Annotated in this window: 22 protein-coding genes and 2 tRNA genes; 21 read left to right on the top strand and 3 right to left on the bottom strand. The window is 40.8% G+C overall.

The genetic code is table 11. The annotated features are described in order from the left end of the window. Positions 1 to 41 precede the first annotated feature (41 nt). Positions 42 to 485, top strand: a complete 444-nt coding sequence (locus FPZ44_RS15795; protein ID WP_144991490.1) for a hypothetical protein — start codon at positions 42 to 44, stop codon at positions 483 to 485. A 154-nt stretch (positions 486 to 639) separates the two neighbouring features. Here the strand turns inward: FPZ44_RS15795 and FPZ44_RS15790 are convergent. Further along, positions 640 to 721, bottom strand: a tRNA-Leu gene (locus FPZ44_RS15790). An 8-nt stretch (positions 722 to 729) separates the two neighbouring features. Beyond that, a tRNA-His gene (locus FPZ44_RS15785) sits at positions 730 to 805 on the bottom strand. 446 nt (positions 806 to 1251) lie between these two features. Between FPZ44_RS15785 and FPZ44_RS26505 the strand changes: the two genes are divergently transcribed. The 20 genes from FPZ44_RS26505 (at position 1252) to FPZ44_RS15690 (ending at position 16624) form a co-directional block, all read left to right on the top strand. Next, complete coding sequence (locus FPZ44_RS26505; RefSeq protein ID WP_186786071.1) at positions 1252 to 1401, top strand: hypothetical protein; 150 nt, start codon at positions 1252 to 1254, stop codon at positions 1399 to 1401. After that, the gene (locus FPZ44_RS15780; RefSeq protein ID WP_144991489.1) at positions 1402 to 2046 is read left to right on the top strand and encodes a response regulator transcription factor; all 645 of its coding nucleotides are present in this window, start codon (positions 1402 to 1404) and stop codon (positions 2044 to 2046) included. A gap of 175 nt (positions 2047 to 2221) precedes the next feature. Continuing rightward, positions 2222 to 2737: a MauE/DoxX family redox-associated membrane protein gene (locus FPZ44_RS15775; protein WP_222429804.1), complete on the top strand. Its 516-nt coding sequence runs from the start codon at positions 2222 to 2224 to the stop codon at positions 2735 to 2737. Between the two features lie 9 nt (positions 2738 to 2746). After that, positions 2747 to 3274 carry a TlpA family protein disulfide reductase gene (locus FPZ44_RS15770; protein ID WP_144991487.1) on the top strand — a complete coding sequence of 176 codons (528 nt, stop codon included), beginning with the start codon at positions 2747 to 2749 and terminating at the stop codon, positions 3272 to 3274. Between the two features lie 114 nt (positions 3275 to 3388). Next, positions 3389 to 5128 (top strand): ABC transporter ATP-binding protein, encoded by a 1740-nt coding sequence (locus FPZ44_RS15765; protein ID WP_186786070.1) that lies wholly within the window; start codon positions 3389 to 3391, stop codon positions 5126 to 5128. Positions 5129 to 5701: 573 nt separating this feature from the next. Then, on the top strand, positions 5702 to 6250 hold the full coding sequence (locus tag FPZ44_RS15760; protein ID WP_144991485.1) for a 3'-5' exonuclease: 549 nt from the start codon (positions 5702 to 5704) through the stop codon (positions 6248 to 6250). 144 nt (positions 6251 to 6394) lie between these two features. Further along, positions 6395 to 6919 (top strand): GNAT family N-acetyltransferase, encoded by a 525-nt coding sequence (locus tag FPZ44_RS15755; protein WP_144991484.1) that lies wholly within the window; start codon positions 6395 to 6397, stop codon positions 6917 to 6919. 103 nt (positions 6920 to 7022) lie between these two features. Continuing rightward, positions 7023 to 7574 carry a nucleotidyltransferase family protein gene (locus tag FPZ44_RS15750; RefSeq protein ID WP_144991483.1) on the top strand — a complete coding sequence of 184 codons (552 nt, stop codon included), beginning with the start codon at positions 7023 to 7025 and terminating at the stop codon, positions 7572 to 7574. Positions 7575 to 7623: 49 nt separating this feature from the next. Then, the gene (locus tag FPZ44_RS15745) at positions 7624 to 8391 is read left to right on the top strand and encodes a CPBP family intramembrane glutamic endopeptidase (RefSeq protein WP_261378343.1); all 768 of its coding nucleotides are present in this window, start codon (positions 7624 to 7626) and stop codon (positions 8389 to 8391) included. Positions 8392 to 8595: 204 nt separating this feature from the next. Continuing rightward, the gene (locus FPZ44_RS15740; protein WP_144991482.1) at positions 8596 to 9123 is read left to right on the top strand and encodes a GNAT family N-acetyltransferase; all 528 of its coding nucleotides are present in this window, start codon (positions 8596 to 8598) and stop codon (positions 9121 to 9123) included. Positions 9124 to 9344: 221 nt separating this feature from the next. Next, a complete protein-coding gene (locus tag FPZ44_RS15735) occupies positions 9345 to 9947 on the top strand; it encodes a GNAT family N-acetyltransferase (protein WP_144991481.1) in 603 nt (200 codons plus the stop codon). 36 nt (positions 9948 to 9983) lie between these two features. Further along, positions 9984 to 10574, top strand: coding sequence for a DUF4269 domain-containing protein (locus tag FPZ44_RS15730; protein WP_144991480.1), 591 nt, complete (start codon positions 9984 to 9986; stop codon positions 10572 to 10574). 28 nt (positions 10575 to 10602) lie between these two features. Next, the gene (locus FPZ44_RS15725; protein ID WP_144991479.1) at positions 10603 to 11331 is read left to right on the top strand and encodes a class I SAM-dependent methyltransferase; all 729 of its coding nucleotides are present in this window, start codon (positions 10603 to 10605) and stop codon (positions 11329 to 11331) included. A 1-nt stretch (position 11332) separates the two neighbouring features. Continuing rightward, positions 11333 to 11524, top strand: a complete 192-nt coding sequence (locus tag FPZ44_RS15720) for a hypothetical protein (RefSeq protein WP_144991478.1) — start codon at positions 11333 to 11335, stop codon at positions 11522 to 11524. After that, the gene (locus tag FPZ44_RS15715) at positions 11437 to 11676 is read left to right on the top strand and encodes a GNAT family N-acetyltransferase (protein ID WP_335926131.1); all 240 of its coding nucleotides are present in this window, start codon (positions 11437 to 11439) and stop codon (positions 11674 to 11676) included. Before FPZ44_RS15720 ends, FPZ44_RS15715 begins: the two co-directional genes overlap by 88 nt. Before the next feature lie 120 nt (positions 11677 to 11796). Then, positions 11797 to 12255 carry a GNAT family N-acetyltransferase gene (locus tag FPZ44_RS15710; protein ID WP_144991476.1) on the top strand — a complete coding sequence of 153 codons (459 nt, stop codon included), beginning with the start codon at positions 11797 to 11799 and terminating at the stop codon, positions 12253 to 12255. 74 nt (positions 12256 to 12329) lie between these two features. Beyond that, positions 12330 to 12689 carry a VOC family protein gene (locus FPZ44_RS15705; RefSeq protein WP_144991475.1) on the top strand — a complete coding sequence of 120 codons (360 nt, stop codon included), beginning with the start codon at positions 12330 to 12332 and terminating at the stop codon, positions 12687 to 12689. Positions 12690 to 12869: 180 nt separating this feature from the next. Beyond that, positions 12870 to 14564, top strand: coding sequence for a M3 family oligoendopeptidase (locus FPZ44_RS15700; protein ID WP_144991474.1), 1695 nt, complete (start codon positions 12870 to 12872; stop codon positions 14562 to 14564). A gap of 237 nt (positions 14565 to 14801) precedes the next feature. Continuing rightward, the gene (locus FPZ44_RS15695) at positions 14802 to 15158 is read left to right on the top strand and encodes a cupin domain-containing protein (protein ID WP_144991473.1); all 357 of its coding nucleotides are present in this window, start codon (positions 14802 to 14804) and stop codon (positions 15156 to 15158) included. Positions 15159 to 15184: 26 nt separating this feature from the next. Next, positions 15185 to 16624 carry a serine hydrolase gene (locus FPZ44_RS15690; RefSeq protein WP_144991472.1) on the top strand — a complete coding sequence of 480 codons (1440 nt, stop codon included), beginning with the start codon at positions 15185 to 15187 and terminating at the stop codon, positions 16622 to 16624. 362 nt (positions 16625 to 16986) lie between these two features. Here FPZ44_RS15690 and FPZ44_RS15685 read toward each other — a convergent pair whose 3' ends face one another. Next, entirely contained in the window at positions 16987 to 17751 is a 765-nt protein-coding gene (locus FPZ44_RS15685; RefSeq protein WP_144991471.1) for an MBL fold metallo-hydrolase, read from the bottom strand. Positions 17752 to 17860: the final 109 nt, after the last annotated feature.

Raw genomic sequence — 17860 nt, 5'->3', positions numbered from 1 at the left:
ATTGTTCATGCGATAACTCATCATTTTTCTAGGAGGAAAATATGAACGTATTTATCAGAGTAGCTAGTTCATTTCTTTCTTCACTCCTAATTAGTTTCACATTAGCCTATATAAATACGGTTCCTGAATCCGAGCGTGTTCCTAATACGTACTACATTTCATTTTCAGATAATTTTATAGCCCCATTTATATTTTTATTATTGATTTATATCGTAGTGGCCGTTCTGTATTCAATAGAAGTTGATAATAAACTAAGAACAATGAAAGTAAGTGCTTTTATAAGAGAAATGATTGCCGCACTGTTATACATTGCCGGGGGATTTATAACGGTATTTATCTTCTTTGGTTTATTAACCGGGTTGTCTTATAAGGGATTCGAAATCGGGACCATTCTGTATGGAGGAGCATTTGCACTCGTATATTATGTGGTTATTAGAATGTTGCAATTCGTTTGCTATACGTATATTCAAAAGCAGAGGAAGTAGGCAAGCGTTTTAGATAATAGGGATATAACGTTATTATTCTAAAGAAAAAAGATAAGCATTCCTGCAAAGCAGCTAATCAACAAGCAGTCCATGAATAGAAAAAGAGCTATAAAATGATTGGTTACCAATCATTTTATAGCTCTTTTTACTGTAATACCGATGGCCGGACTCGAACCGGCAAGCCTTGCGGCACCGCATTTTGAGTGCGGCGTGTCTGCCAATTCCACCACATCGGCAAATCGTATGGGGCGACCGAGGGGAATTGAACCCCCGAATGCCGGATCCACAAACCGGTGCGTTAACCACTTCGCCACGATCGCCATAACGTTTGCCTTACAAGAATATAATTTATCATATTCATCAAGTGAAGGCAATGTGAAAATTATGGTAAATGTAACCCGGGTCAACAGATTTGGTGAAAGCACATCGGCTTCTCTTCGATATATGTTCTATACCGGTTAAAAGAATATACTTTATTTTTTCTTAAACGGATCTTTATTTTATCTTTATTTATCGACTGTAGACTAAGGGCATCATAAAAATTACACACGTCGTACACACGCTGGTCACATGTACTCATTATAGTAAGACCACACCCACAGTTTTATAGCCGCACAGGAAGCTATTCACCTCTGATAATTCTTGTTTTGAGTTTTTTACAACTTCAATAAAAGTCTATCTAATTCCTCATATATCTCCACATTATACTGATGGTGCAACGCTACGGGATAATCGCGGAAAGATAGATCATAGGGAGGAAAAAACAATGAAAAATGCTGTTAGACCTGTTCATGTTTATCTTGGTCATCGTTTTTACTTGAAGCACCGCTACTGGCGGCAATGCAGGAGGAACACAGACATTAGACGTAGGGCAGACAACCACCAAGCAGCATTGTGCAAGAAGGTGGATAATTAAATGGAAAAGAAACTAATTCTCGTTGAAGGCTGTCCAAAGTGGGGGGAACGTATTCGTAACCAGCTAGAGTGTGATAGGGAAAACTGGATTGTTCAATGTCATATAAATAGGCTAGAAAATTTTCAAGAATGTATCTCTAATTGTTCAGATTGTATTGATGCTGCTGTAGTAGATGTGCATGAAGAGGGTCATTTCTCGGGGCTAGAGCTCTTACGGAAAATCAAGGAGGAGTTTAATTGTCCTATTGTTGTGTTGTCATCTCATGTCGATCTAGAATGGATGATTGAAGCCAATCAAGCAGGTATGAACAACTTTTTGGGTAAAAGTTACCTTCATGAACTGCCCAGCATTATAAGACATACAATGAAGTGTAACCCTCTATGGTCAAATTCTTCCGTACAGCTCCTAATAGAAAACCACTCCCGCTTACTATATGAATCCCGCTCAAAAGTATTAACTCACATGGAAAAAGAAATACTTCGTTTAGTTTATAAAGGATATACGTTGTCGCGAGTACAAGAAGAGCTCTGCATTGCTGAGAGAACCGTCAAAAATCATATCAATCGAATTCTAAAAAAGCTTCAAGTTAATTCTAGCAAGGAAGCGGCACAACTTGCTCATCATAAAAAAATGTTACATACATAAATGGGAGAAGCACATTTACGGTTCCTGCTCTAGTAAAGTCCTTGGAGAGTGTTATTTACTACCATTATTTTGGGTATTTCACAAAAGGGTACCTAAAAAAGTTAGTACTTATATCAATTTCCAAATGAAACTATTATGGATGTAACAGAGCTAACCTACTTAGGGGGGGATGAAATTGAACCTAGCAGCATTTATACAAATCTTTCTCTCAATTATTTTTCTGGCGAGTGCAGCTTCTAAGTTTATGAATCCGTTACCATTCCGAAGAACGCTTGAACAACTTGGTGTGGCTAGGAAGTTGGTGCTCTTAGGTAACCGAGTAGTTCCCGCTACTGAATTCATCGTTGCGATTCTGATAATAGTAGAGGAAACACGTATAGTGGGTCAAATCGGTATCGGAGCACTATTGCTAAGCTTTAGCTGGTCAGTGTGGCGAGCGAGAGGCAAAGAACTAGACTGTAATTGTTTTGGAAATCTTCTGCCTGAACAATTTGGAGTGAAGACGATGGCTAGAATCCTATTGCTTGCAGCAATGGTTATCTACTTATTTGTTTACTCGCAGCCGACAGGGCTTCAAGCTGCACAAATGCAAGAATGGCTAGCTGCCTTATTTATCACATTATCGATAGTGACAGGATACGGGTTGCTTAGCGCGATGCATCAGTTTCGCAAGACAATGCTCAAAAAGTGAGGTGACGTAATGAATATCATGCAATGGGCCCAACTTGTTATGTTTGTGATGCTAATTGTGGTCACGATCTCTTTGACACAAGTCTACCAACGTTCTATTAAAAGGGAGCTTTATAACACGGATAAGGGTTTTTCGAAAGGGGAAGATTTTCCTTTACTAAGTTTGCCAAGTATGTCGGGAGAAATGATATCTTTAGTTCGTCCAAGTACAGAAGGCACGATCGTAACGTTCACCTCTACAAGCTGTGCATATTGTGCATCACTATACCCAACGTTAACTCCATTTCAAGAAAAACAACCTCAGCTAAAAGTCGTCAGTCTTATGGTAGGAGATATGGAAACGATTACGGAGAAAGTTAACGAATTTAAGATAAAAACACCTATTTCTCAAATTGAGGATGAAGATTTGCCTAACTTTAATGTGAATGTGCTTCCTTTTGCCTACTTTTTAAACAAAGAGGGGAAAGTGGTAGCTAAAGGATCGGTAAGCTCGGAAGATGATTTGAAAATACTGTTACAAATGGCACGATCCGCTTAAATAAATTCGAAGTTGACGGAGGGGAGTTCACTGGAGGATAGTAGTCAGCGCTCCGCTTGGAAGGCAGCCGTAGTTATCGTCGGTATGTTGTGGAAATTTGAGCGAGGAATGTTCGTGTTCACAGTGGCGTTATTTACTATCGTGGCGATAATTCCAGCCATACAGATATATGTGACAGAAGGTGTTATCAATGCGTTAGCTCAAATTACCACATCGGAAGGACAGAAAGGAAATGCTGTTTATGAAACCTTCGTTTGGATTACCCTACAATCCGTACTGCTTATTGGTCTACTAGCTATTACTTTTCTAACTGATCGAATTTCTTTACGTCTAAGAATGAAGATGGCGTATCACATTGAAGCACAAATAGCAGATAAAGCAGTCAAACTCCCATTGATAACCTACGATCAACCAGACTATTATGACCGATTACAAAGAGTCTCTAACGGGATAAGCAATCGTGCCATGACCGTTATTCAGGAGTTATTTTCACTAGGTAGAGATTGCTTTTCATTTGTCGCCATATTCCTTGTACTTATCGGGTTCCACTGGTCCATGGCAATAGCGCTTCTCCTTATTGTAATTCCTTCTTTTATCATCAATATTCGCATCGGACAAGCCCATTTTTGGCAAATGATTAGCCAAACCACGGTACTTCGTAAATCCCGTTATATGTTCTCGTTGTTGACTGGGCGAGATTCTGCTAAAGAAATTCGTATTTATGGGATAGCTTCTTATCTGCGTCAAGTATGGGCTAAGCTCTATTGGAAAAATGCAGAAGAGCAAATTGAGTTACAGACGAGGGGCATGAGGTTTAATGCGGTTCAAGAGGGTGTCGTTGAGGGGGCTTTATACGCAGTAAGTATGTTATTAGTATGGTTATGTGCAGGTGGAGCTTTATCTATCGGGTCATTTGTCTCCATTACTCAAGCGATTCGTGGATCACAACAAAACTCTGAAGTGATGGCACGTAATTTATCTCATTTTTATCAAGATGCCCTACACGTAGGCGAATGGATTTTGTTTATGAAGATGAAAGAGGAGGAAATACCGGAGAATTCTCTGATGTTGACTTGGCCCTTGCACAAGGGCATTGAAGCTCAAGAGATAACATTTCAATACCCGAATTCAACAAAACCAATTTTAAAAGAGATATCCGTACAAATTAGACCGGGGCAGCGAGTAGCCATTGTTGGTCACAATGGAGCGGGGAAAAGTACATTAGTGAAATGTTTAATTGGATTATACACACCTCAGGAAGGAACAATCATGTATGATGGAGTGCCGCTAAATAGACTTGATCCGGATAGGTATCGTCAGCGAATTACAGCTGTTTTTCAGGATTATATGCAATATCAATTGTCTGTGCGTGAAAATATTGGATTCGGTCAGTTGAATCATATTGAAAACGAGGAAGAATTGATAGAAGCAGCGCGTAAAAGTGGTCTGGGAGGATGGGTCCTTGAGCAATCACAGGGTGTAGATACACCGCTCGGAGTTATGTTTGAAGGAGGACAAGAGCTGTCTCAAGGACAATGGCAAAAGATTGCACTTAGTCGAGCTTTTTTCAGAGATGCCGAAATTGTTGTATTAGATGAGCCTACAGCCTCTATGGATCCGATGGCGGAAGCTGAGTTATATCGCTTATTCTCATCCTTAACCGAAAATAAGATTTCTTTGATGGTTTCTCATCGGCTTGGTAGCTGTAAGCATGCGGATCTTATTCTCGTTCTAGATCAAGGTCGCATTATTGAACAAGGAAATCATAGAGAGCTCATGCAAATGGGCGGTCTATATGCAACGATGTTTCATGCTCAAGCTGAATTATACTATGACAAGGAGGTGATATCATGATATTTACGCCATCTAGTTGCTATTGTACTACTATTAAATGTACAAACAAGAGACAGTACAGAATAAGAGATTGTGGAGATAATATTTATTGCGACTGTTAGTAAGTCCGAAGTAGCTGGTTAGGGGATTTACAGGGGTAGATGCGCCGCTTGATAGTTGTAAGCATGTGGGTCTTACTCTCGTGCTGGATCAAGCGTATCCTTGAACAAGGAATCATAGAGAGCTCATGCAAATGGGCGGTCTATATGCAATGATGTTTCATACTCAAGCTGAATGATACTATGACAAGGAGCTGATATCATGATTTTTACGCCATCTAATTGCATCTGTACTACGGTTAAATGTGTCGCAAAGGGAAATAAAGTGTACAAAATTAGAGATTGTGGCTATCCGATTACTTGTGACTGTTAGTAATTCTGAAGCAGCTGGTTAGGGTTTGTTCCTAGCCAGCTGTTTTCCTGTTTAAAGGGTTATTTTCTATACGGCGTACTATACACTGAAGTACTTGTTAGTTAAACTATTGTAAAGATATTACAAATTTGATTTAATAAATAATAGTGGGTGGTGAGCATAATGGAAATTAAAATGATATCGGATACAGACTACGCGGTATCAGGTGTAGCGATACATAATTTTAGAGCACAGCGGTACTGTGTATTTGATTTTGAATCAACAGGAATTAACCATGAGACGGAACATATTACACAGATTGGCGCGATTATAATTGAAAATAATCGTATTCAAACGACCAGAACATTTAATTCGTATGTACAATCGCCAAAGCCGATTCCAGAGGCGGTTGAACAATTTACGGGTGTATACAATACCTATCTGGAAGGCGCTCCTGTGCTGAAAGATATTTATCGTGAATTTGCGGCATTTACAGAAGGGTGTGTGCTGATTACGCACGCTGGTTATGAATTTGATCTTCCTTTGCTGCGTTATGAATGTGCGAGAAATCATTTGCCGATGCTCACGAATCCGTGCATAGATACTAAAGCGTTATTCTCTTATCTTCATCCAGATGTAGACGATATTATTTGGATGGATTATTTGATTAAGCGTTACGAGATTTACACCGAAGATTGCCGGAGACATGATGCATTGGGCGAATCTTTTTGAGGCTGTTAGAAGAATTAGAATCTAGAAAGATTCAAAATATCGAATTTATTGACCCTGTTGTCGTGAAGCGATTTCAGATTATCCCTCTAGCATAATTGAATTTGATTTCAATCAATTCTAGCTTTGTGAAAAGGAGTATTATATATGAACCCTTATAAAGAAGATGATAGAGCAATTGAGATTGTAGAAGTACAGGAAGAGGAAAAATCCATTCTTAGGCAATTGCTTGAGCTGTATGAGTATGATTTCAGTGAATTTAATGATCGGGATGTCAATAAGCTAGGTTTGTATGGATATACCTACTTCGACCATTATTGGACGGATGATGATCGAGATGCCTATTTTATTAAAGTAAACGGTAATTTAGCCGGATTTATTATGATTAATGAGCATTGTTGTCTATATCCAAATGAAACAGCCAAGTCGATAGCCGAGTTTTTTGTTATGCGCAAATATCGAAAGTCGGGAGTTGGCATAGAAGCGGCAATGCATATTTTTGATAAGTATACAGGAAATTGGGAAGTTCTGCAGCACGGAAAGAACGATGTATCCAAGTTATTTTGGGAAAAAGTTATTCATGCGTATACGGATGGAAAATTTGAGTTGAAAGAGGTTGTTACGGAAGATTGGACGGGTCAAGGTATCGTATTTAATAATGCTGCTCGATAGTTGTCGCGGCAAGGCAGGTATCCATAAGTAACAACATGCGTTGATCCAAGATGATGAACATTAACGTGAAAATGCTTAGCATTTTGTCCATTTTGATAAGGGGATGAGATTACTGCAAGAACAATTAATCACCATTATGCGAGCTAACAATCACTTGCTAAGAGACCTTGCCCTGGTTAAACAACTAAACTTACCTCATTGGTGTATTGCTGCTGGATACGTCAGAAATGCGGTATGGGATTACATGCATGGATACGTTGCTCCTACTTTATTGAATGATGTGGATATTCTTTATTATGATCCAAATCATCTGTGTGAGGATACAGAGAAGCAGTATGAGGCTGTATTAAGAGAGCAGGTGGGGGACTATAATTGGTCGATCAAAAATCAAGCGAGAATGCATCTCAGAAATAATGCAAGTCCTTATGCATCCGTGGTTGACGCGATGAAAAGATGGCCTGAGACGGCCACAGCTACAGGAATCTATTTGGACGATGAGAATCAGATACAGATAGTTGCGCCGCATGGTTTGGATGATTTGTTTGGCCTAGTGATTCGTCGGAGCCCTTATTTTCAAGATAGGGACTATTTCCATGCTAGAATACATCAGAAAAAATGGCTTGGCACGTATCCGAAATTACGTGTTATAGAGTGAGGGGGAACAAGTCGTAGAGAAGTTAAGCGAAAAGTTAGTACATAGTAAGGTGCTTATCGCGTTCGCATTTGTGCTGTCTGTTATTGTTGTACAAATTACTCCACTGTACGTAGGCGCATGCTTAGCATTACTGCTGCTTGTCGTGAGCATGTTTGCCACACGTGATTATAAATGTATATGGTTAACATCGTTTGTGTATATCGTGGGGTATTGGTTATCGTTTTATTTAAAATACTATATTCTTGCTCTATTCGCTGGATCGAGTGAAGCCGAAATTGTATGGTCGCGACTAAGTCTACTAGGATTTATTATTCCGTATTTTCTACTTTGGAAATGGTATAAGCCTCAAACGAATTACTTATCTATCGGTAACTTTAGCAATACGATCCGTACTCCGTTCATTTGGCGTGGTATACAGGACCCGATTTGGAGATTTCTTTTGATTGCTACCACGATTATTTTGATTTCTTTTAGCTTTATTATCGATTATGGGCAGGAAGAGTTTTATCGGATACTTCTTTTTGGATGTTTGTTTGCCCTAGTTAATGCTGTGCTGGAAGAGCTATTGTGGCGCGGTTTGATACTGCCTAGATTTGTTGATTTTGCAGGGGAAAAAGTAGGGCTTATCGTTGCAAGTATTGGATTTGGATTTTATCACTATTCGATTGGTTTTCCTTGGGTAGTTTGTGCTCTGTTTTCATTGTTCGGCATGTTAATGGGAGGCGTCGCTATTCGTTCGCGAGGATTGCTTCCCGTTACTATTTTGCATTTTATTATGAACGTTTGTTTTGCCATGATCGGGGTCATTTTCAAGTGAGAACGGTGTAGCTAGTATTGCTTAATTAAGCGCTGGTACAACCGTTAAAACTCTAATACAGACGATTTCGTGAATATAACGCCAATGGCGACCGTTAAATGCGGCGCTACAGTATAACGCAACCCGAATGCCAACAACAGTACGAGCTGTATATAGCCACTTACTTGGATGGCTCTAGGCTTCCGATGATTAAGGAGGAGAAAGATGTATACTTACAAATCGATGCAAAAAGAAGATGCACATCAGTTAGTACAGATTGATCGCTCAGAGGAGATTAATTATGTGTATGAAATGCAAGATGGCAAGTTGATCGAACGAAATGCGGGTCATGAATGTCCAAGTTGGGATGATACTTTGATGATTGAATTGCAGGAGCGATTCGTCTATGAATTGAGCCATGGAGGAACAGCTCTGGGGGCTTATGATGGAGACCTGCTTATCGGATTTGGTGTACTTGGTCATGAATTTCGCGGTGAGCAGCAAGATCGACTCGTCATCGATTTGATGTATGTATCTAGAAATTATCGCAGACAGGGAATAGGCACAAAAATCATGGATGAACTTAGTAATGAAGCGCGTAAAAGAGGAGCGAAATATTTATACGTGTCCTCGACGGAGACGCGATCTGCGGTTTATTTTTACAAGCATCAAGGCTGTGATCTAACGAATGAAGTTGATTCGGAGTTGTTCGCCAAAGAACCGCTCGACATTCATATGCTCAAACCATTATAATTGGTATAATATTGAAACTAAATAATAGGGAATGAGGATGTTTCATTCCTTTCTATGACCGAGCCGAGTGTTTGCCGCACTCGGCTTCTTTATACGCAAGATTGCAATTCTCCAGCCATTGTAGGTGTAGGTTATGTTGCACATCTCTTCATCTGCTCTATTGGTGAACAAGGTATCTAGTATGAGCTTCCATTTTTATATGGAGAAGGAGTGAATGACGTATGAATGAATCTATCATTCTAGAAGGAGAGGGAGTACGTTTAGTGCCGCTGGAACAACATCATGCTGAGGAGTTGTACGAAGCGGGTTGCTATAAAGAGATTTGGACGTACTTACCGATTGTCGTGAACTCATTGGATGATATGCGTAGCTGGATCGAAGCAGCTCTGTCTAGAAAGAAACAAGGCTTTGAGTATCCGTTTGCTGTGCTCAATAAAGAAACGAATGTGTGCATAGGTAGTACGCGTTTTATGAATATGGATTTGCAAAATAAAGGACTGGAAATTGGCTGGACGTGGTACACACCAGCATTGTGGCGCTCAAGGGTAAATACGGAGTGCAAATATTTGCTGCTGCAATATGCTTTTGAGCAGTTACAACTAATCAGAGTTCAGCTTAAAGCGGATACGAGGAATGAACGCTCTAATCAAGCTATCGCTCGATTAGGTGCGGTCAGAGAAGGCATACTGCGCCAAGATCGTGTTCTTCCAGATGGATATATTCGCAATGCTTACATCTACAGCATTTTGGACAAAGAATGGCCTGAAGTTAAGCAGCGGCTGGAACAATATTTGGAACGGATTGTTCAGAACGAATCGAACTAGTAGTCTAAGGACAGAAGCTGGAGTGGCACATCGCATATGGCAGATTTAAATCAATGCGACTTTATACATTTTGATTATTTACTGCAAGGCAATGAAACACAGCACGAGGCTTATTCTGTATTGCATCGCTTAAACATAATGGAACTGCTTCGCCCCTACAATCCGATTCTTGTGGGTACAATTCCAATCGATATTCATATATCGAACAGTGATTTGGATATTATTTGTGAAGTACATGATTTGGACGCTTTCGTGGAGTATATAACAGCCTCATTTCAGTGTGAAGAACAATACAGGTACACGGTCTACTCCAATTTGGTAAATCCTTATGCAGTGGTTAACTTTCGCTTTCAAAGTTGGGAGATTGAGATTTTTGCTCAGCCGATACCGACAACACGGCAAAATGGATACCGTCATATGCTCGTGGAGCATCGAATTTTGCAGCTGTTGGGTAGCGGTGGCTATCATGCAATTAGACATCTTAAGGAGACGGGTTATAAGACGGAACCAGCATTCGCGAAGCTTCTGCAGCTTGAAGGAGATCCATATGAAAGGCTGTTAGAGCTAGCCGAGTGGGATGAGGAAGCGTTGAGCCAGTTTATTATGCAGTATCGGAGTTTCAACTGATCTGATCATATAAAGTTGGAGTGATCGCATGAGTACATTCAAGCAAGCACGTACAGCCGAAATAGAGTATCATGAACAGTTTTATAAACAAGCGGAATTGTTTGTGCCTGGATCATGGCTGTCCAAGCCTGTTCAAGTTGTGTTGGATTGCCTAGAGAAGCTGCTAGAAGAGAATTCGAATAAGGGTAGTGCAATTCGGATATTGGATCTTGCTTGTGGGGTTGGTAGAAACAGTATCCCAATGGCACAGCGAGTTCGCGAGCAAGATGGCACCGTCGTATGTGTAGACCTTATTCCGTCTGCAATTGATAAATTAACGGACAATGCCAAGACGTACGGAGTGGGTAGTCAAATAGAAGGAATTGTGGCGGATGTAGAATACTACTTGATTCAGCCTATTTCGTTTGATTTTATCGTTTCTTGCTCTTGCTTGGAGCATATGTCTTCGGAAGAGGCGTTGCGTACTGCGGTGGGCAGGATGATTGATGGTACCAAAGCAGGCGGGATGAACTGTATTTTAATGAGCACAGAAATAACAGAAGTTGATCAAGCTACTGGGGCATCGATTGCTGGCGTAATTGAGCTCAATCTGCGAACAGAAGAAGCTTTCAGCATATTGCAGAAGCTATATGAAGATTGGGATATTCAGTTGGAAAGAAGTATCCCTCAGTGTATACAAGAGCATAAAGAGGGACGAAATATTGAGTTTAAGAGCAACTGGTTGACGTTTGTTGCTTGGAAAAGGGAGGTGAATTGAGATGATCAACATAAGAGAAGTCGTAGCAAGCGATGTGGAGAAGCTTCTAGATCTACACCATACGGGGGCAATTTTCGGCGGACACATCATGCAGGCTATATCGTTATTGGCATACGACAGCGCTTTACCGGCCAAGGTCTTGGCACTAGATTATTTCAATCTATGGAGCAATGGAGAGCGAATTCTCCTCTGACGAGGCTGGAGCTGACGGTAATGGCTAACAACGAGCGTGGGCTTGCATTGTATAAAAAAGCTGGTTTTGAAGTGGAAGGGCGTAAGAAGAATGCATTGCTTATTCGTGGAACTTACGTGGATGAAATTTGTATGGGTAAACTCTATGTGTAATTGATTTATATAGATACATAGGTAGTCAGGCAGATTTACGAGCAAAAATGATATGAATGGTTCAGATAAAAACAAAGGATTCGTCAATCAAGGGAGAATGTAAATATGGAGAGGATACCTATGAGCACAATTCGATTGGAGTATGTTACACCGCATCACCCAGATGTACAGCCTACTGTTGCTAAACTGGATGAAGACTTACTGCAGCGGTATCGTCCTGAAGATATTTTTGGAATGGACTTTAATGACCCGGATATTGATGAAGTTCAATTTGTGTTGGCTTATGACGGTGAAACTCCTGTTGGTTGCGGAGCCATTCGACCGTTAAATGAAGAAATGACGGAGCTTAAACGGTTTTTCGTAGATGCGGCCTATCGTAAGAAAGGAGTCGCTGCACAAATGCTTGTGAAGCTGGAGATTCTGGCTAAAGAGCAAAATTATACAACGATTCGCTTGGAGACGGGAGACAAACAGCCGGAATCTATTCATTTTTACAAAAAGTACGGTTTCTATGAAATTGAACGATTCGGTCAATACGCAGATAGTGAAGGCAGTCTTTGTTTTGAGAAGATACTGTAAAAGCAATGTTCATAGTTCATGGTGTAGAATTGAATAGAGTACAATTTTGTAAAAATATGCTGGGGGTCGATGATATGGGACGTGTTGTATTATTCGAGCTAAATAGTCAGCATCCAGAACAAGCAGCAGCGTTTTATTCAAGTGTGTTCGGTTGGAAAGTAGCAGCTCAAGATTGGGGCTATCATTCAGTCGCTACAGGTGTGGACAATAATACAGGTATAGATGGCGGCATCGTTGAAGGGCCTGCTGATTATCCACATGGCACTCGGGTAACCATTGAAGTGGATTGTATCGATACTGCCATTACTCGGTCTGTGGAACAGGGCGCGAAAGTTCTCCGCGACAAAATGGAGTTTGATGATTTCTATCTCGCATATCTCGTTGATCCTACGGGTATAAGTTTCGGACTTATACAATATACGAATAAAAGCTAAAGATGACGGCGTAATCACATAGGGATTGGAAGTAAATAGAGCAGCTGGCCTGCTCTATTTTTTTATATCTTTACATAAATAAAGGTGTTTTTTTCGACCTACATTCAAATTAGTATTGGAATAGAATAGCAATCGTTTAGTATAATAGTTGAGAGGATTGTAAAAGGGGAGGCTATGTCTATGAAATTCGCTGAGTTTCGCTATGAGCGACCGGATATGCAAGCTGTAGGAGAACAATTTAAACAGTTGATTAGTGCTTTTCATGCCGCAAATAGTCTTGAAGAGCAAGAACAAGTAATTACAGATATTAACAAAATACGCAATGAAATTGGTACTCTTGGTCAATTGGCTGTCGTACGTCATTCCATTGATACAACAGATGAGTTCTATAAGGCAGAGCAGGACTTTGTTGATGAGGCGATGCCTATTTTTGAAGAATACATCAGTGAGTACTACAAGGCGCTTGTACAGTCCAAATTCCGTGTAGAGTTGGAACAGAAATGGGGCAGTCAGCTATTTCAATTAGCTGAGTTGTCAGTGAAGACGTTCAGTCCAGAAATTATCGAAGATCTTCAATTAGAAAATAAGTTGTCTACGGAGTACGATCAACTTATCGCATCCGCGAAAATACCATTTGAGGGTGAAGAGCGCACGTTGGCACAGCTCGTTCCGTTTGAGATGTCTACAGATCGTGAGCTTAGAAAACGTGCTGCTGAAGCAAGATATCAATTTATGGCGGACAATGAAGCTGCGCTTGATCGTATTTATGATGATCTAGTCAAAGTACGTACGAAAATCGCGAAGAAGCTTGGTTTTGAGAATTTCGTCGAGCTAGGCTATGCGCGCATGAGCCGTACTGACTACAACGCGGATATGGTTGCGAAATTCAGACAGCAGGTTGTAGATGGGATCGTTCCCGTGGCTTCGAAGCTTAAGGAGCGTCAACGTAACCGGATTGGCGTAGAGCAACTGAACTACTATGATGAAAACTTCACCTTTAAGTCTGGTAATGCAACACCGAAAGGTAATCCAGACTGGATCGAGAACAATGGCGCGAAAATGTATGAGGAGCTTTCACCTGAAACGCATGAGTTTTTCACATTTATGCAAGAACATGGCCTCATGGATCTTGTAAGTAAAAAAGGCAAACAAAGTGGTGGCTATTGTACGTACTTTAACGATTACAAGGCTCCATTTATTTTCTCCAACTTTAATGGTACATCGGATGATATCGATGTCCTTACGCATGAGGTTGGCCATGCCTTCCAAGTGTATGAAAGCCGACATTTTGAAGTGCCTGAATACTTGTGGCCAACGATGGAATCTGCTGAGATTCACTCAATGAGCATGGAGTTCTTTGCATGGCCTTGGATGGAAAATTTCTTTGAGGAAGATGCAGATAAGTATAAATTCAATCATCTTGCTTCCTCATTGAGCTTCATTCCGTATGGCGTAGCGGTTGATGCATACCAGCACTTTGTATACGGTAATCCAGAAGCAACGCCTGCTGAGCGTAAGCAAGCGTGGCGTGATCTGGAGAAGAAGTATTTGCCGCATCGAAATTATGCAGGCAATGATTACTTAGAGCAAGGTGGCTTCTGGCATAGACAGAGTCATATTTTCACGGCTCCATTCTATTATATCGATTATACATTAGCTCAAATTTGTGCATTCCAATTCTGGAAGCGTGCGAACGAGGATCGGAAGGCAGCTTGGGCTGACTACTTAAGCCTATGTAAAGAAGGTGGAAGCAAGTCTTTCACGGGCTTGGTGAAAGTGGCAGGATTGTTGTCTCCATTTGAAGATGGCTGTGTGGAGTCTGTAATTGGTAACATTGAAAGCTATTTGAATGGAATTGATGACACGGTATTGTAAAATTAGTGAGCGTTCCATACTTATGGAATAATAGTAACGAAGCCATACGCTATGCGTATGGCTTTTTTATATAAATGTATATGAAAAATGTGTTTTTATAAGGGATAATATGGTATCATTAATGTGGTTAAATTTTCCCAAATAAACCCCGCGATTAGAAAAAGTGACTCGAAAATATGGTGATTTCTTGATAAAAGGAGGCACGCGACATGTGCAACTAAGAGGAGGTAACGACCAATGTGCAAGTATGAACAGCTAGAAGTAATGAACTTGGATCAGATTAGCAGCAGTATCCAAGATACGTATACGAACTTCGTGTTGAACAAAGTCAATGAAAGCTGTCTTCGAATCGCTGTCATCACGGGAGAATACCGATGGCACTATCATGAGACATGTGATGAAATGTTCATCGTACTTGAAGGTGAGTTATTCATTGATTTTCAGGATAGGCCAACCATTGCTTTGAAGCCACATGATGTGATTACGATTCCTAAGGGAGTTGTCCATCGGACTCGTGCTTTACAGCGAACCGTGAATCTATGTTTTGAACACTTGGACGGAGACACCGTATTCATAGACGAGTCAGCACACTAATTCTATGAATTCGTGGGGTGTTATATATGAGTAACAAACATAAGCAGAGCGTGATAAACAACCTAGATCTTATTATTAATGATTTTGTCGTAAAAGAATCGGTGCCAGGTTTAGCGATAGGCGTGGTATATAACAAGGAAACCATTTATACCAAGGGCTTTGGTGTTAAAAATGTGGATACGAAGGAGCCTGTGAATGAGCGCTCTTTATTCCATATGGCCTCGGTTTCGAAAACGTTTGTATCGACTGGCATTATGCAATTAGTAGAGCAAGGAAAGCTAGACTTGGACGCTGCTGTTATAGAGTATATTCCTTATTTCCAGGTTCAAGACGACCGGTATGACCGCATTACGATTAGGCAAATGTTAAGTCATGTATCAGGTATACCAGATGAAGATGAGTTTAACTGGGATAAGCCTCAGTTTGATGAAGAAGCGCTAGAACGGTATGTAAAGAGCGTCGGCGATCGCTCATTGATGTGGGAACCTGGTACCAAGTATGCTTACAGCAATATGGCGTATGAAGTATTAGGCGATGTTATTCATAAAGTATCGGGCAAGTCTTTCGAGCAGTATATGAAGGATCATATCCTTGATGTTCTCGGCATGGATGACAGCCACTTTTTAAAATCATCTGTATCGGAAGAGATGCTTGTTACGCCGCATGTTCTAGGTATTGATGAAGGATATACATCCAAAGTTAGTGATATATTCCCTTACAACCGTTCACATGGTCCAAGCTCTACCCTCATCTCTAATCCAATAGAGATGTGTCGATATGCATTGGCTCATTTGCATAATGGTAATTTGAATGGAGCTCGTATTTTGGAAGCGGCAAGCTATCCTACGATGTGGCAGAGTCATGTGACAACAGGCATGGGTGGAATATTCAATGAAATGTGCCTAGGCTGGTATTTTGGCGAGTATAAAGGTCATCGCGTGTTTACCCATAGCGGTCTGGATACAGGGTTTAGAAGCAACTTCATTGTTATGCCTGATCTTGGCGCAGCAGTTGTTCTTATGATAAATTCGGATTATATTGGCACGCAAATTATGTGCACAAGTATTATGGACGTGCTGCTAGGGGAAGAAGTTCCATATACGAAGCAGTCCTTGGCTCGCTTCATGGCTAAGACAATCATCAACGATGGGATAGCTAAGGCATGGGAAAGCTATCACGCGATCCAATCGGAAGGGCTGGAGCCGTATTTGCTCATCGAAGGTGAATTCAACTATGTAGCGTATGAACTTATGGAAGCAGGGCGGTTGAATGATGCGATCGATATGTTGAGCATCTCGCTTGCTCAGTATCCGGCTTCTTCTAACTTGCATGACAGCATGGGAGAAATGCTCTTGATGCGAGGGAATAAGCAGCTTGCATTAGAGCATTATAAGCGCTCTGTTGAATTAGACCCTTCACATGAAGAAGGGGTACGAATGATAGAGAAGCTATTAAGTGAACGATAGTAAATAGTTATTATCTAATACCCTGTGAGGCGGGGGTGATGGGTATACCGTCATTTCTTGCCCCTCACAGGGCTTTGTTATATGGGGAGAAAGCAGCTGAACAAGTCTAACTGGAGGCTCACATTTCCTAGAAGTGGAGTCTGTTAGAGATTCATTGCTGCTTATGAACGATATTGTCGCTGTATACGAAAAGTTCTTTCAAGAGCTGAAGCGGCATGTGTAGTGTTATAAGGACGATGTAAGAGCAAAATGTGAAATGAAATTGCCCGATAGTTGGTTTGCATACCAGCTATCGGGCGATTTTGATTTTAGCAAAATACTGCTCATATTAATGAAATGATGACTAGTTATGTGAAGGGAGCTTAAAGGGGCATCTCACGGGCAAGTTCTGCAATGCGTCGGTTAGCAGCTCCTGTATACATGCCGCCGTGATAGCATATGACGGTATCGATATCATATTGTGTAAGTTGGTGTAGGGAGTTATAGGCTGTACGTAAATCCAGCGTATGCATCTCATCTGGACCGAATAATTGTCCCTCAGTTACGACCATTGCGTCACCTGCGATAAGTGTTTTGCTAGGTTGATGATATAAGCTGATATGTCCTGGTGTGTGTCCTGGTGTAGGTATAACCGTAATTCCTCCACAACAAGGTAGTTGTTCACCGTCTTGCAATGTTCGGTGAACCTGTGCACGTGGAGGGTTTTTAAGCATGAAGATAAAGGCGGATCGCCATTGCTCAGGCAACTGTGGAGGAAGTGAGGCTTGGGCCTGTTTAATCGCTTCGGGTGTAAGTTTTAATAACGGTTTATCTCCCTGTATGTAAGGTTGCTCGAAGGGGCTGGATAACACTTCTATGTTCTGTTCGGATTCCTTGATTATATCCGGCAAACTGCCGATATGATCCAAGTCTTGGTGGGTCATAATAATGCTTGTAATCTCCTTAGTAGACTTTCCTAATTTACAAAAAGCCTCTTCAAGCAATGGTAATTGCCCAGGATATCCTGTATCCACGAGCAACAAATCCTTTTCGTCCCACAGTAATGTCGGGTAGATGGTTTCGACTTTACCCATCATAGAAGCGGAGAGAGTGAGCATTTCGATTTCAACGTTCTTTGCTACCTTCATGTTATCATATCCCCTTTCAATAGTTGCTCTATACAAGATGATATTATACACAAAAGGTATTTATATTGTAAAATAAAATTTTAATTATAACATAAATTATGATAAAAGT

It is taken from the genome of Paenibacillus agilis (assembly GCF_007786455.1).
Lineage (GTDB): Bacteria > Bacillota > Bacilli > Paenibacillales > Paenibacillaceae > Paenibacillus_B > Paenibacillus_B agilis.
This window is presented reverse-complemented; position numbering and strand designations above follow the sequence as displayed.

Coding starts and splice junctions, on each gene's coding strand:
- FPZ44_RS15750 (WP_144991483.1), top strand. CDS start 7,023: ATGAGATTACTGCAAGAACAATTAATCACCATTATGCGAGCTAACAAT.
- FPZ44_RS15770 (WP_144991487.1), top strand. CDS start 2,747: ATGAATATCATGCAATGGGCCCAACTTGTTATGTTTGTGATGCTAATT.
- FPZ44_RS15780 (WP_144991489.1), top strand. CDS start 1,402: ATGGAAAAGAAACTAATTCTCGTTGAAGGCTGTCCAAAGTGGGGGGAA.
- FPZ44_RS15700 (WP_144991474.1), top strand. CDS start 12,870: ATGAAATTCGCTGAGTTTCGCTATGAGCGACCGGATATGCAAGCTGTA.
- FPZ44_RS15740 (WP_144991482.1), top strand. CDS start 8,596: ATGTATACTTACAAATCGATGCAAAAAGAAGATGCACATCAGTTAGTA.
- FPZ44_RS15695 (WP_144991473.1), top strand. CDS start 14,802: ATGTGCAAGTATGAACAGCTAGAAGTAATGAACTTGGATCAGATTAGC.
- FPZ44_RS15725 (WP_144991479.1), top strand. CDS start 10,603: ATGAGTACATTCAAGCAAGCACGTACAGCCGAAATAGAGTATCATGAA.
- FPZ44_RS15685 (WP_144991471.1), bottom strand. CDS start 17,751: ATGAAGGTAGCAAAGAACGTTGAAATCGAAATGCTCACTCTCTCCGCT.
- FPZ44_RS26505 (WP_186786071.1), top strand. CDS start 1,252: ATGAAAAATGCTGTTAGACCTGTTCATGTTTATCTTGGTCATCGTTTT.
- FPZ44_RS15735 (WP_144991481.1), top strand. CDS start 9,345: ATGAATGAATCTATCATTCTAGAAGGAGAGGGAGTACGTTTAGTGCCG.
- FPZ44_RS15720 (WP_144991478.1), top strand. CDS start 11,333: ATGATCAACATAAGAGAAGTCGTAGCAAGCGATGTGGAGAAGCTTCTA.
- FPZ44_RS15755 (WP_144991484.1), top strand. CDS start 6,395: ATGAACCCTTATAAAGAAGATGATAGAGCAATTGAGATTGTAGAAGTA.
- FPZ44_RS15760 (WP_144991485.1), top strand. CDS start 5,702: ATGGAAATTAAAATGATATCGGATACAGACTACGCGGTATCAGGTGTA.
- FPZ44_RS15795 (WP_144991490.1), top strand. CDS start 42: ATGAACGTATTTATCAGAGTAGCTAGTTCATTTCTTTCTTCACTCCTA.
- FPZ44_RS15690 (WP_144991472.1), top strand. CDS start 15,185: ATGAGTAACAAACATAAGCAGAGCGTGATAAACAACCTAGATCTTATT.
- FPZ44_RS15705 (WP_144991475.1), top strand. CDS start 12,330: ATGGGACGTGTTGTATTATTCGAGCTAAATAGTCAGCATCCAGAACAA.
- FPZ44_RS15710 (WP_144991476.1), top strand. CDS start 11,797: ATGAGCACAATTCGATTGGAGTATGTTACACCGCATCACCCAGATGTA.
- FPZ44_RS15730 (WP_144991480.1), top strand. CDS start 9,984: ATGGCAGATTTAAATCAATGCGACTTTATACATTTTGATTATTTACTG.